The 12,933-nt window shown below is 70.2% G+C and carries 13 protein-coding genes and 1 other RNA gene; 12 read left to right on the forward strand and 2 right to left on the reverse strand.

What is annotated here, in order from left to right:
• Positions 1-97: 97 nt before the first annotated feature.
• Complete coding sequence (locus FCL41_RS04150) at positions 98-3,076, reverse strand: zinc-dependent metalloprotease family protein (protein ID WP_137066146.1); 2,979 nt, start codon at positions 3,074-3,076, stop codon at positions 98-100.
• 136 nt (positions 3,077-3,212) lie between these two features.
• Between FCL41_RS04150 and ftsE the strand changes: the two genes are divergently transcribed.
• The 9 genes from ftsE (at position 3,213) to FCL41_RS04195 (ending at position 9,808) form a co-directional block, all read left to right on the forward strand.
• Positions 3,213-3,902 carry a cell division ATP-binding protein FtsE gene (ftsE, locus tag FCL41_RS04155; protein WP_137066839.1) on the forward strand — a complete coding sequence of 230 codons (690 nt, stop codon included), beginning with the start codon at positions 3,213-3,215 and terminating at the stop codon, positions 3,900-3,902.
• Between the two features lie 76 nt (positions 3,903-3,978).
• On the forward strand, positions 3,979-4,890 hold the full coding sequence (gene ftsX / locus FCL41_RS04160) for a permease-like cell division protein FtsX (RefSeq protein WP_137066147.1): 912 nt from the start codon (positions 3,979-3,981) through the stop codon (positions 4,888-4,890).
• 56 nt (positions 4,891-4,946) lie between these two features.
• Entirely contained in the window at positions 4,947-6,236 is a 1,290-nt protein-coding gene (locus FCL41_RS04165) for a peptidoglycan DD-metalloendopeptidase family protein (protein ID WP_137066148.1), read from the forward strand.
• A gap of 54 nt (positions 6,237-6,290) precedes the next feature.
• Entirely contained in the window at positions 6,291-6,770 is a 480-nt protein-coding gene (smpB, locus tag FCL41_RS04170; protein WP_137066149.1) for an SsrA-binding protein SmpB, read from the forward strand.
• A gap of 3 nt (positions 6,771-6,773) precedes the next feature.
• The gene (locus FCL41_RS04175; protein ID WP_239021768.1) at positions 6,774-7,694 is read left to right on the forward strand and encodes an amidohydrolase family protein; all 921 of its coding nucleotides are present in this window, start codon (positions 6,774-6,776) and stop codon (positions 7,692-7,694) included.
• A 73-nt stretch (positions 7,695-7,767) separates the two neighbouring features.
• Positions 7,768-8,262: a thioesterase family protein gene (locus FCL41_RS04180; protein ID WP_170970271.1), complete on the forward strand. Its 495-nt coding sequence runs from the start codon at positions 7,768-7,770 to the stop codon at positions 8,260-8,262.
• 124 nt (positions 8,263-8,386) lie between these two features.
• Positions 8,387-8,757: a transfer-messenger RNA gene (gene ssrA / locus FCL41_RS04185) on the forward strand.
• Positions 8,758-9,145: 388 nt separating this feature from the next.
• Positions 9,146-9,469 (forward strand): hypothetical protein, encoded by a 324-nt coding sequence (locus tag FCL41_RS04190; protein WP_137066151.1) that lies wholly within the window; start codon positions 9,146-9,148, stop codon positions 9,467-9,469.
• Positions 9,470-9,580: 111 nt separating this feature from the next.
• The gene (locus FCL41_RS04195; protein WP_137066152.1) at positions 9,581-9,808 is read left to right on the forward strand and encodes a hypothetical protein; all 228 of its coding nucleotides are present in this window, start codon (positions 9,581-9,583) and stop codon (positions 9,806-9,808) included.
• Positions 9,809-9,893: 85 nt separating this feature from the next.
• Here the strand turns inward: FCL41_RS04195 and FCL41_RS04200 are convergent, their stop codons facing one another.
• Complete coding sequence (locus FCL41_RS04200) at positions 9,894-10,781, reverse strand: mechanosensitive ion channel family protein (RefSeq protein ID WP_239021769.1); 888 nt, start codon at positions 10,779-10,781, stop codon at positions 9,894-9,896.
• Between the two features lie 120 nt (positions 10,782-10,901).
• Between FCL41_RS04200 and FCL41_RS04205 the strand changes: the two genes are divergently transcribed.
• From FCL41_RS04205 to FCL41_RS04215, 3 genes are all read left to right on the forward strand, one after another.
• Complete coding sequence (locus tag FCL41_RS04205) at positions 10,902-11,318, forward strand: organic hydroperoxide resistance protein (protein WP_137066153.1); 417 nt, start codon at positions 10,902-10,904, stop codon at positions 11,316-11,318.
• A 35-nt stretch (positions 11,319-11,353) separates the two neighbouring features.
• Positions 11,354-12,388: a YihY/virulence factor BrkB family protein gene (locus FCL41_RS04210; protein WP_137066154.1), complete on the forward strand. Its 1,035-nt coding sequence runs from the start codon at positions 11,354-11,356 to the stop codon at positions 12,386-12,388.
• A 143-nt stretch (positions 12,389-12,531) separates the two neighbouring features.
• Positions 12,532-12,918, forward strand: a complete 387-nt coding sequence (locus FCL41_RS04215) for a hypothetical protein (RefSeq protein ID WP_137066155.1) — start codon at positions 12,532-12,534, stop codon at positions 12,916-12,918.
• Positions 12,919-12,933: the final 15 nt, after the last annotated feature.

The raw sequence follows: 12,933 nt of genomic DNA on the forward strand, positions 1-12,933 counted from the left end.
GCGGTCCGGTCCTGACGACACGGACCGCCGACGACAAGAGCCGCTGGGCGCCTCGGCGCCCAGCGGCTCTTGCGTTGCCGGGTGTTCCCCGGTGGGGTCAGCGTGGCTTGACGGGCCTGGTCCATCCGGAGAGGGCGGACCATCCGGCGCTGTTGCGGGCCTGGACGCGGACCTTCCAGCGTCCGGTGCCCAGGCGGACCTCCCGGGTGAGGGCCCGTCCGGTGACCACGACGGTGCGCGGCTTACCGATCACCTTGCCGCGGGCGTTCACCTTGCGCAGGACGATGCGGTAGCCGTTCACCACGTCGCTGCCGCTTGCCCGCGGCGCGCGCCAGCGCACGACGACCGTCCTCTTCCCGCCCTTGCGGCCCCGCGCGGCCGAGACGTGGGTCGGTGCACCGGGGGCGGTCTTCGTCTCCGGTGTCGGCGTGGGCGTCGGCGTCGGCGTCGGCGTCGGTGTGGGAGTCGGGTCCGGCGTGGGAGTCGGCGTTGGCGTGGGAGTGGGAGTCGGGTCCGGCGTGGGAGTCGGTGTCGGCGTCGGCGTGGGAGTCGGCGTCGGCGTGGGAGTGGGAGTCGGGTCCGGCGTGGGAGTCGGCGTCGGTGTCGGCGTGGGTGTGGGAGTCGGCGTCGGGTCCGGCGTGGGCGTGGGCGTCGGGTCCGGCGTGGGTGTGGGAGTCGGGTCCGGCGTGGGAGTCGGCGTCGGTGTCGGCGTGGGTGTGGGCGTGGGCGTGGGCGTCGGCGTCGGCGTCGGGGGCTCCACGGTGACCGTGGCCGTCGCATCCGGGCTCGTGCCCGCCGCGTGCCGTGCCCGGACGGCGACGGTGTGCGTCCCCGCAGGCAGTCCGGCGAACCGGTGGCTGAACGTGGAGGCGGTGAGCGGAACCCATGCCGCGTCGCCGACGCGCACCTCGTACGCCGCGAGCAGGCCGCCGTCGTCGGCGGGCGAGCCCCACGTCAGGTCGACCGCGGCGCCGTCGACTGTCGTGGCCACGGCGGTCGGGCTGGACGGGGCCACCGGGGTGTAGCGCACGGTGAAGGACTTCGTGGCGCCCGTGCCGGCGGCGTTGAGCAGGGTGACCCGTGCCTGGCTCCCCTCCGGGAAGCTGGAGGTCGGGAAGGCGATGTTGGCTCCCAGCGCGATCGGCTGGAAGCTGTACCAGCGGCCGTCCCTGAGGAACTCCACCTTCGTCTGGACCCCTGTCGCCTCGGTGTCGGGCGACAGCACGACCCGCAGCTTCGCGGCCGTGTCGCTCACCCTGGTCATCGCGACGTGGAGCGGCATGCGGGGGACGACGATCGAGCGCGTCGAGCTGGCCGCAGAGGTCCCGGCGGTGTTGACGGCCCGCACGGTCACGGTGACCGGGGTGTCCGGGGCGGTCTTCAGGGCGTACGTCCTGGCCTGCGCGCCGAGGCGCACCTCGGGCCGGTTGTCGACGGAGACGAGGTAGGCGGTGACGGGAGCACCGCCGCTGACCTGCGGGGGCTCCCAGGCCACGGTGGTGCTGCCGGACGGCGTGGTGAAGGCGCTCAGTGCCGTTGGGGCGCCGGGCGCGGTCGTCTCGACGTCACAACCCACCACGTCGAGGGTGTAGGGCCCGACGGCGTAGGAGGGGGAGTAGGTCCACGAGGCGCCGCCGTCACGGCGGACGCCGTCGCTGCGCACGCGGAGGTAGTGGGTGGTGCCGTCCAGGGCGTGGGTGAGGGACGCGTCGACACCGGCGTTGCGGTCAGGCGTACCGGTGGTCGTGGTCGGGTTGTCCTCGGCGACGACGGTCCCGTCGGCGTCGAGCAGTGCCAGGGAGAGGTCGAGGTTGGGCGTGACGCCACTGGTGAGGGCCCGCGCGGTCAGGTCGGTGCAGCCCTCCAGCCGGTAGAAGTCCGCGTCCTCGCCGGAGGTGACGACGCCGGTGTCGTGGCCTCCCTCCGACAGCGGTCGGGCAGAGGCGAGGTCGGTGCCCGGCTCGTCCCGGAGCAGCGGGAGGCCGTGCTGGGTGGCGGCCAGGTCGCGCTCGCTCTCGGCCCAGAAGCTCGCCGGCCGGGGGGTGCCGTAGTCCATCAGGCGGAAGTGGAGGTCGCTGGAGTCAGCTCCCTGGGCGGCGTAGGCGGTGCTCCTCTGGTCGAACGAGTGGTGCAGTCCGACGTTGTGCCCCACCTCGTGGGAGACGGTCCAGGCGAGGGTGTCTGCGGAGGCTCCGGGCAGCTTCCCGGTGAAGACGAGCGCGGGGGTGTTCTGGTAGCGCGAGCCGGTCGAGTTGAAGGTGCCGACGTACGCCAGCCCGACGGTCCCGCCGGGCGAGCTGCTGCCGGTCGCCGCCACGGCCAGGGCAGGGCTGTCGCTGAGCAGGGCTCGTGCGCCGAACTCCTGGTCAGCGGTGCTCGAGCGGTGGAGGGCTTCTGCGCCGGGGTCCCGGAGGGTGACGTTGACGTCGAAGACGGCGAAGTCCTCGGCGACGCGCTGCCAGACCTGCTGCAGCAGGACCCTCTCGGGGTCGGAGAAGTCGGGTCCGTCCCCGGCCGGGTCCCACCCCCGGTGGAAGCCCGAGGATCCGGGGTAGGTCGAGGCCCACGCGCTGTCGGTGAGGTCGTGGCCGTCGACGTCGAGGTAGATGGTGCGTGCGGCCCCCGGGCGGCTGCTCAGGGTGAAGGTCTCCGACAGGGGTGCCACCGGGCCGAGTCCGTCGCCGGTCGTCGTCGCCCCGACAGCGCCCACCTCGCCGCGCTGGGCGCTGTGGTCGTGGCTGGGGTGGTCGCCAAGGTGCCCGCCGAAGTCCTCCTTGGCGTAGAGCATGCCGCTCTGGTCGAGCCACAGGGTGTCGTCGCTGCGCAGCGACGTGCGCAGCTGCCGCGCCGTCACTCCGTTGCGGGCAGCTGCCTCGGCGAGGTCGGGGCCGAGCTCCTGCACCGCCTCGCGGCCCTGTGCCGGGGCGTCCAGCAGGGGAGCCTGGGCGGGCCCAGGCGAGTCCGAGGCGGCCGGACGTGGCGCAGGGGAGGGCTGGTCGGTCCGGAACGCTGCGGTGCCGAGCCCGAGAAGGAGGGCGAGGGGGACGACGAGGAGGCGACGTGTAGGGGGATGCACCGGAGAAGTTTAGACACGGTTCAACGTTCACCGCAGTGGAACGGCCGTGCTGCTGTCGTGTCCTCGCTCGTACACCCGGCCCGACGCGCGGCGAACGTCCCGGCGAGTTCCCACCGCTCGGCTAGTGTCGATGCACGTGATTCGTTTCGAGAAGGTCACCAAGTCCTACCCGGGCCACCCCCAACCTGCCCTCGACCAGGTGTCGGTCGAGATCGAGAAGGGCGAGTTCGTCTTCCTCGTCGGCTCCTCCGGCTCGGGCAAGTCGACGTTCCTGCGCCTGGTGCTGCGCGAGTACCGCCCCACGTCCGGGCGTGTCTACGTCGCCGGCAAGGAGATCAACCGGCTCGCCAACTGGAAGGTCCCGAAGCTGCGTCGCGACATCGGCGCCGTCTTCCAGGACTTCCGCCTGCTTCCCAACAAGACGGTCAGCGAGAACGTCGCCTTCGCGATGCAGGTCACCGGCCGCTCGCGCCAGGACATCAACAAGCTGGTCCCCGAGACCCTCGAGCTGGTCGGGCTGGAGGGCAAGGCCGACCGCATGCCCGACGAGCTCTCCGGCGGTGAGCAGCAGCGCGTCGCCGTCGCGCGGGCGTTCGTCAACCGGCCGATGATCCTCATCGCCGACGAGCCCACCGGCAACCTCGACCCGACCACGTCCGTCGGCATCATGAAGCTCCTGGACCGGATCAACCGGACCGGCACCACCGTGGTGATGGCCACCCACGACGCCGGCATCGTCGACCAGATGCGCAAGCGCGTCATCGAGCTGGAGCACGGACGTACGGTCCGCGACCAGGCCCAGGGTGTCTACGGCACCCAGAGCTGACCCGCACGACCCGACCTGCCCCACCGCCCGACCTGATTGCTCGCCCACCCGCGTGGGCACACGAGAGGTTCCATCCATGCAGCTGCGTTACGTCTTCTCCGAGCTCGGCCAAGGACTGCGCCGCAACCTGTCCATGCACGTCGCCGTGGTGCTGACGCTCTTCGTCTCGCTGACCCTGGTGGGCTTGGGCGTCCTGCTCAACCAGCAGGCCAACAAGGCGGCCGACCACTGGGGCTCGCAGCTCCAGATCACGGTCTGGCTGTGCAAGGCCAACGACTCCAACGCCGCGTGCACCGGTGAGGTCACCGACGCCCAGCGTGACGCCGTGGTCGAGGTCGTCAAGGAGAACCCCGAGGTCGCCGACTACCACCTGGAGTCGAAGGAGGAGGCGTTCGAGAAGGTCAAGGAGCTGGTCGGTCCCGAGCGCTTCGAGGGCCCGAACCCCGCCGCCACCGCCGAGGACATGCCCGAGTCGGTCTGGATCGAGCTGAAGGACCCCAACGAGTACGAGGGCATCACGTCCGCGGTGACCGGGCTCGACGGCGTCTCCGGCATCCGTGACATGCGCGAGACCCTCAAGCCGATCTACGGCTCCATCAACGCCCTGCAGTGGGGTGCTCTCGGCATCGCCGGCTTCCTGGTGGTGGCAGCGCTGCTCCTGGTCGGCAACACGATCCGCCTGGCTGCCTTTGCCCGCCGCAAGGAGATCGGCATCATGCGACTGGTCGGTGCGTCCACCGCCTACATCGCCCTGCCCTTCCTCCTGGAGGCGCTGGTCACCGCCCTGGTCGGAGTCGGCCTGGCAGCCGGGGCCCTGGGGGCGTTCATGTGGTTCGGCATCCACGAGCGCGCGGGCGACACGTTGAAGTTCATGCCGTGGATCGGTGGCAGTGAGTACGGCGTGGCCGTGGCGGCCATTGCGATCCTCGGTCCGGTGCTCACCGTGCTCCCGACACTCGTGCTGACGCGCAAATACCTGAAAGTGTGATCCCGCTCGGTTACGGTCGGTGAGTTCTCTTCCCCGAACAGTCGAAGGCCACCTTCGTGCGCAAGAACCACCTGATTTCCCGAGCCGTCGTGCGCCCGCACGACCGACGCCCTATCCGTCGCGTCCTCGCTGCCCTGCTCGTCACCGCCCTCACGGCGGCCGCCCTGGCGGCCCCGAGCGCGAGTGCGGACGACCTCAAGAAGAAGCAGAAGCGCACCAAGCAGCAGATCCAGAGCGCCCAGACCGACCTGCACTCCTCGAGCGCCGCCATGCAGAAGGCGTCAGCGCGCCTGACCGCCGCCCGCAACGAGTTGGCTGGTGCACAGATGGCGCTGGCTGCCGCGGTGGCGAAGGTCACTGCCGCCGAGAAGCGGGACGCCGAGATGCAGCGCGAGCTCGAGGAAGCCGTGGCCGAGCTGGAGCGTGCGCGCAAGGCGCTCGCCGAGGGCCAGCAGAAGATGACGGTCCAGCAGGGCGCCGTGGCTGCCACGATCACCGACTTCTACCAGCAGGGTGACCCCGCCCTCATCGCCTTCGCGAGGCTGATGGGTGCCCAGACCCCCGCTGACCTGACCCGCCAGACCGAGATGCGCGACGCCATCGTCGACCGCGAGGCCCACTCCTACCAGGAGCTGCTGGCCACGAAGGTCCTGCTCGACGTCAACGAGGCCCAGGTCGAGGAGGCCAAGAACGACGTCCAGGCCAAGCGCGAGGCCGCTGCGAAGCACCTCGACGCCATGGAGGTCCTCAGGTCCGAGGCGACCACCGCCCGCAACGCCGTCGCCAAGCGGGTCGCCGAGCGCCGCTCCGCGCAGCAGTCCGCCGCCCGGGCGAAGGCCGCCGACGAGCGTGCGCTGGCCCAGCTCCGCCGGGAGGAGGACCGGATCGCTCGCATGCTGCGCCAGCGGGCCGCCCGCAAGGGGAGCAAGTCGAAGCCGGGTCAGACCGGCGGCGTGCTGTCCTGGCCCGTGCGCAACGCGCGGCTCTCCTCGCCCTACGGCTACCGCCAGCACCCGATCTACGGCTACTGGGGCATGCACGACGGCCAGGACTGGGCCGCTTCGTGCGGCTCGCCGCTGTACGCCACGGCCAGCGGTCGCATCGCGTCGTCGTACTACAGCTCCGTCTACGGCAACCGGCTCGTCCTCGACCACGGGATCCTCTCCGGGGTCGGCGTCGCCAGCGTCTACAACCACGCCACGAAGTACGTCGTGCGCACCGGTCAGCGGGTCAGCCGCGGTCAGGTCATCGGCTACGTCGGCTCGACCGGATGGTCCACGGGCTGCCACCTGCACTTCACGGTGATGGTCAACGGCCGCACGGTCGACCCGCGTCGCTGGCTGTGACCTCGTACTCGGCCCCGGCGCAAAGCCCTTGCCCTCGGTTGAGAGGATGACCCAATGGCCAAGGAGCAGGGCACGAAGCTGATCGCGCAGAACCGCAAGGCGCGCCACGACTACCACATCGAGACGACGTGGGAGGCGGGCATCGTGCTGCAGGGGACCGAGGTCAAGTCGCTGCGCCAAGGGCGTGCCTCGTTGGTCGACGGTTTCGCCGAGATCGACAACGGCGAGGCGTGGTTGCTGCAGGTGCACATCCCCGAGTACTCGCAGGGCACGTGGACCAACCACGCTGCCCGTCGCAAGCGCAAGCTCCTGCTCAACCGCCACGAGATCGAGCGGATCGAGCGCAAGGTGGCCGACAAGGGCTACACGCTCGTCCCGCTGTCGCTCTACTTCAAGGACGGCCGCGCGAAGGTCGAGATCGCCCTCGCGAAGGGCAAGAAGTCGTTCGACAAGCGCCACGCGTTGGCCGAGCGACAGGCCAACCGTGAGAAGGAGCAGGCGGTCCAGCGCCGCCTCAAGGGCCTCAAGGACTGAGTGGTGCCCCGAGTGGTGCCCCGAGTGGTGCCTGAGCCCTCCGCGCTCCACCCGGACGCCGCGGACGTCCGCCGGTGGACCGAACGCCTGGGTCTGCCGGGGCTCTTCGACGTCCACACGCACTTCCTGCCGCCGCGGGTGATCGCGAAGGTCAGGGCCCAGTTCGACCAGGCCGGTCCGCTGATCGGGCGGCCCTGGCCGTTGCGCTACCGCGACACCGACGCCGTGCTCGCCCAGGTGCTGCGTGACTTCGGCGTACGCCACTTCAGCGCCCTGCCCTACGCCCACCGGCCGGGGATGGCCGAGTTCCTCAACGACTGGGCCGCCGGCTTCGCTGCGCGGGAGCCCGAGGCCCTGCACTGCGGCACCTTCTATCCCGAGCCGGGAGCGGCGGCGTACGTCGCGGAGCGGATCGCTGGCGGGTTGGAGCTCTTCAAGGTGCACGTGCAGGTGGGTGCCTTCCACGTCACGGACCCGTTGCTCGACGAGGCGTGGGGCGTGGTGGCCGAGGCCGGTACGCCGGTGGTGCTGCACGCCGGCAGCGGGCCGGTGCCCAACGAGTTCACCGGCCCCGGACCGGTGGCCGAGCTGCTGCGCCGCCACCCGCGGCTGGCGCTGGTGGTCGCGCACATGGGGGCGCCGGAGTACCGGGAGTTCATGGAGCTGGCCGAGACCCACGAGCGCGTGCACCTCGACACGACGATGGCCTTCACCGACTTCTTCAGCGACATGGGTGGCGTCTTCCCGGCCGACCTGCTGCCGCGCCTGGCCGACCTGGGGGCCAAGGTGCTGCTCGGTTCGGACTTTCCGAACATCCCCTATCCCTACGTGCACCAGCTCGAGTCGCTGGAGGCGCTGGGGCTGGGGGAGGAGTGGCTGCGAGCGGTCTGCTGGGACAACGGCGTACGCCTGTTCGCACGCTGACTCGCGGGCTCCCGCGACCCCAGAAGGTGGTCTGCTGACGAGTGCAGGAACGCGTCGTGTCAGAATGCAAGACGTGGTTGCACCGACTTATGACGAGCTCTCCGCCCTTCCTGCCTACTGTGAGCAGGTCGTGCCCCAGGGCTTCGAGGACATCAACGGACATCTGAACATCCGTCACTACGTGGGCATTGCGTCCGAGGGCCTCGACGAGTCGCTCGTCGGTCTCGGCATCCCGATGCAGTGGCCGAACATCGCTGGTCAGGCGGTCTTCACCGCTGAGCACCACATGACCTACCTGCACGAGCTGCGTACGGGCGACTCCCTCTCGGTGCGCGTGCGCCTGCTGGGCCGCTCGGACCGCGCCGTGCACGCCCTCGTCTACCTGGTCGACGAGACCCACCAGCGGGTGAGCTTCGTGATGGAGGAGATCTTCCTCCACATCGACCTCGAGACGCGCAAGACCTCCGACTGGCCGGCCGACGTCGCCGAGCAGCTCGACGCCCAGATCAAGCTGGACGCCGACCTGCCGTTCGCCGCCACGACCTCGGGCGCGATGGCCCTGCGCTGAAGCTCTTGGGCTGAAGGCTCTCGGGCTGACCGGCGTACGCCCCGACTGGGTGCGCGTGGAATAACGGTTCGCGCCCGGTTGCTGGGCCCAGTAGACTGCGACAGCAGTGTTTGAAAACTCAAGAGGGGCTGATCGGTTTCGACTTGGGACGTTAGTTCCAGGGGAAGCGGGTCGAGAAGCCAGCGTTATCTCGTTAACGATCGCTGGAACCTTATAGTTGCCAACGTTAAGCGCAACGACTTCGCTCTCGCTGCCTGAGCAGTGATCGAAGGGTCTGACCGGGCATCCGTCCTCGTCCCGGATCCAGGCCTCATCTAGAGGACTTGCTGCTCACTCTCTGTCAGGAGGGGTGGGTGGGACTTTTTCCTGACTGAGCCCGTCGGTGATGTGTCTGTGCAAGCACCGGGGCCGAGAAAAGCGTCAACACCGACTACACCCGTAGAAGACCTGGATCGGCGCTCGAGGACCGGGGTTCGATTCCCCGCAGCTCCACCAGCACCATTCACCACAGCCCTCTTGTTCATCACGACGAAGACCCCGCCTCGGCGGGGTCTTCGTCGTGGCGCGTCGGCGCGGGGACCACGGACTCGCGGAGGCGCCGTCGCGCCCGAAGTGGTCGACCGCGAACGATCTCTTCGCCGACACGGCCGTCTCGGCATGTGACCGGCATCATGGCGTTCGGCTAAGTTTGACCCGGAAAACCTTCGCAGTGCTCGGCTCGGGGCCGATGAGGCAAAGGGTTGTCCTTCGTCATCTCCCGGGAGTCACGTTGATGGTTGCGGTTGTGGTGTCACTGTTCGTCCTCGCGGCGCTCATCGGCGGGCTGTTCGTCCGCAGGAACCGCCCCCTCTCCTCAGGTGCAGGCTCTGCAGACGGGCTGGACGTGCCAGCCGTCGAGGCTTGGGCAGAGGTCGACGTGCCGGAGGTGCGCGTGGTGAACCGCTCGTCCCGCCCGGTGCACGACGTCCAGGCGTACGTGGCCCTGGGCCGCCGTCGCCCGAAGTGCGTGGGCTGGATCCGGACGCTGCCTCCGACCGGCGACGAGGCCGCCAAGGTGGCGCTCACGGCCGACGGCCGTGAGTCGTGGCAGCGCTGGCAGGGGGCCCAGCGCAGCAGCGGCGACGTGGCGGTCGAGGTCGTCTTCCGCGACGACGCCGGGCGCCAGTGGCGCCGGGACCGCCGCGGAGCCTTGGCCGCCGTCGACTGAGGCGTCGACCTCGCCCGGAGCCCGACTCAAGGATCCTGTGGATCTCCCGGCGTCGGCTCGTCCTCCGGCGCCTGGCCGTCCTGTGGGGCCGGGGTCGCGGTCGGGCTGGGCGTGCTCGTCCCGGGTGACGGGCTCGGTGACGGGGTTGGCGACGGCTCCTCCGAAGGCCGGGGCGCCTGGGTCTCCGTCGGCTCCGGGCGTTCCGTCGACGGTTCCGGGCTGCTCGGCTCCCCGGTGGGAGACGGCTCCCGGGTCTCCTCGGGGTCGGTCGGAGCGCTCTCGCGCGGCCGGTCCACGGGCTCGTTCGACTCCTCCTCCGGCGGGTTCAACAGCAGGTAGGTGACCAGCGCCGCAACGAAGACGAGGCCGAGCACCACGCTCGAGGGGCGCGGCAGCCCGCGGGCGGACCAGGACTCACGGCGGCTCATTGCGGCGCCCCCGTCGGCTCGCCGGTCGCCAGCTGTGCCGAGGTGCGGATGCCCTTGGCCATCAGCTGACGGGTGATCTTCGCGCGCAGGGTGCGGCCGACGACGAACTGCTTGCCGGGCAGGGTCCGGGCCACCACCCGCACGTGGAACTGGTCGAGGTCGATCGACTCCACTCCCATCACGGCCGGCACGTCGAGCAGCAACGAGCGCAACGTCTCGTCCTCGTAGGCCGCCTTGCCCACGTCACGCAGGATGTCGCTGACGTGGTTGACGTCGACGGCGGCCGGGACGGGCACGTCGATCACGGCCCGCGCCCAGCCGCGCGAGAGGTTGGTGGTCTGCACGATCTGTCCGTTGGGGGTGATCACGACCTCGCCCGCGGGCGTACGCACCGTCGTGGTGCGGAGGCTGACCTCCTCCACCGTGCCGATCACCGGGTTGCCCACGCCCATCGCCTCCAGGCGGATGAGGTCGCCGTAGCCGTACTGGCGCTCGGCGAAGAGGAAGAAGCCGGCCAGCAGGTCCTGGACGATCCGCTGCGCGCCGAAGCCGAGGGCGACACCCGCGACGGTGGCCGCCGGCACGATGGCACTCAGGGAGACCCCGAACCGCTGGATGATCATCAGCCCGGCCACCACGTAGATGACCACCACGGTCACCCACGAGAGCAGCTGGACCAGGGCGTGACGGCGCTTGGCGTCCTCGGAGCGTACGAGGTTGTCGTCGTCCGGCTCGTTGTGCTCGATCCGCGTGGTCCACCGGTTCGCCGCCCACGTCACCTGGCGCGCGACGAGGACCGACCCGGTCATCCACAGCACGATCTCCAGTCCCTCGCGGCGGAGCCAGAGGAAGAGGTCGGAGAAGGCAGAGGTCTCCAGGGTCACGCCAGCCACCGTACCCACCGGTGCGTGGGCTGACACGTGCGCCCGGCGTGGGCTGGCCCGGGCCCCCGAGGAGGGGCCTGAGCCCTTCCGTCGGGTGGTGCCGGGTCCTAGGGTCGACACATGAAGCCTCTTTACACCGCCACTGCCGTGTCCACCGGAGAAGGCCGCAACGGCCACGTCGAGACGACCGACGGCCTGCTCGTGGCCGACGTCCGCACCCCCAAGGAGATGGGTGGGTCGGGGGGAGCGACCAACCCCGAGCAGCTCTTCGCCGCCGGCTACGCCGCCTGCTTCCACTCCGCCCTCAAGTCCGTCGCCAAGTCGGAGAACGCCGACACCAGCGAGTCCGAGGTCGTCGCCGACGTCTCGATCGGCGACAACGGCGAGGGCGGGTTCATGCTCGCCGTCGGGCTCGAGGTCACCCTGCCGAAGGCCACCCGTGAGGTGGCCGAGAAGCTCGTCGAGAAGGCGCACCAGGTGTGCCCCTACTCCAACGCGACGCGCGGCAACATCGAGGTCACGCTCACCGTCGCCTGACCTGTTCGCCGCCCCGGTCCCGCTAACCTCCAGAGGTGGACGCAGTCGGGGCGGTGGACGACTTCCAGCGACGCCATGCCGTCGTGGGGTTCCCGCTCGCCGTCGTCTACAAGTACTTCGACGACCAGGGCCCCTACCTCGCCGCGGCGCTGACCTACTACGCGTTCGTCTCGATCTTCCCGCTGATGCTCCTCGGGACGTCGATCCTCGGCCTGGTGCTCCGCGGGGAGCCCGCCTGGCAGGAAGCCATCCTCAGCTCGGTGTTCGCCCAGTTCCCGATCATCGGTGACGAGCTGGGCCGCCCCGAGGGGCTCCAGGGCTCCGTGACCGGCGTCGCGGTCGGCGCGCTCGTCGCCCTCTACGGCTGCCTCGGCCTCGGTCAGGCGTTGCAGAACACCCAGCACGTGGCCTGGTCCGTGCCGCGCAACAGTCGCCCGAACCCGGTGTACGCACGCGTCAAGACGCTGCTCCTGCTGCTGACCGCAGGGTTGGCGGTGCTGACCGTCTCGGTGCTCGCCACCGTCGTCAGCACCACCGACTTCGCGGCGGACACCCTGCCCGGCCTGGTACGCAGCCTGGTGCCGCCGATCACCGTCCTGCTGGTCGGGGCGTTCCTCACGCTGCTCTTCCGCTTCGCGGCCACGGGGCAACACTCGTTCCGGCGGGCGGCGCCCGGCGGCTTCACGCTGGCGCTGATGTGGCAGGGGCTCCAGCTCCTGGGTGCCGGCTACGTCTCCCGGGTGCTGGTGGACACGAGCACGATGGCCCAGACGTTCGGACTCGTCCTGGGTCTGATCGGCTTCCTGTGGATCGGCGCCGTGATGGCGGTGCTGGCGACCGAGATCAACGTGGTGCTCGCGCGCCGACTGTGGCCGCGCGCGTTGCTGACCCCCTTCACCGACAACGTCGAGCTCACGGCGGCCGACCGCCGGGCGTACGCCTCCTACGCCCGGATGCAGCGCCACAAGGGCTTCGAGAAGGTGGCGGTGACCTGGGAGGAGAGGCCTCCGGCCGGCGGCGAGGACGAGTCCCGTGACGTCAGCGAGAGCAGTCACGGCCAGGGCAGCTGAGCCCCGTCTAAGAAAGAGCTCATGGTCGTCTCACGGCCACCTCATGGGGGCTGCCCATGCTCGGGGGCAGGCCCCGGCGACGACACCAAGGACACGGCACCACGCTCGCCGGGACTCCCATCCGCACGACGAGAGGACCCCCCATGTTCACGCTCCGCACCTCAGCCGCCGCCCTCGGCGCCACGGCACTGCTCGCCACCGGACTCGGCACCCTGGCCCTGGCCCCTGCCCATGCGGCTGACCGCGAGTTCCGCTGCGCGGGGGCTGACGTCGAGTTCGACGTGGAGAAGGAGGGTGGTCGCTTCGAGGTCGGGGTCGACATCGATCGTGCCAAGCCCGGCAGCAAGTGGCGGGTGGTCCTGCGCCACGACGGCAAGGTCTTCTACAACAAGGTCCGGCGTGCCGACCGCGAGGGAGACGTCGAGGTTGAGCGCACCCGCCGCAACACCGCAGGCAAGGACGTCTTCAAGGTGACCGTGAAGAAGGTCGGCACCAAGAAGTCCTGCAGCCGCACCATCACCCGTCGCTGACCCGCCACTGCTGAC

The sequence above is a fragment of the Nocardioides jishulii genome (assembly GCF_006007965.1).
In the GTDB taxonomy this organism is placed as follows: domain Bacteria; phylum Actinomycetota; class Actinomycetes; order Propionibacteriales; family Nocardioidaceae; genus Nocardioides; species Nocardioides jishulii.

Excerpts from the sequence above, each read along its gene's own strand:
- ftsX (WP_137066147.1), top strand. The coding sequence starts at position 3,979 with ATGCAGCTGCGTTACGTCTTCTCCGAGCTCGGCCAAGGACTGCGCCGC.
- FCL41_RS04215 (WP_137066155.1), top strand. The coding sequence starts at position 12,532 with ATGTTCACGCTCCGCACCTCAGCCGCCGCCCTCGGCGCCACGGCACTG.
- smpB (WP_137066149.1), top strand. The coding sequence starts at position 6,291 with ATGGCCAAGGAGCAGGGCACGAAGCTGATCGCGCAGAACCGCAAGGCG.
- FCL41_RS04205 (WP_137066153.1), top strand. The coding sequence starts at position 10,902 with ATGAAGCCTCTTTACACCGCCACTGCCGTGTCCACCGGAGAAGGCCGC.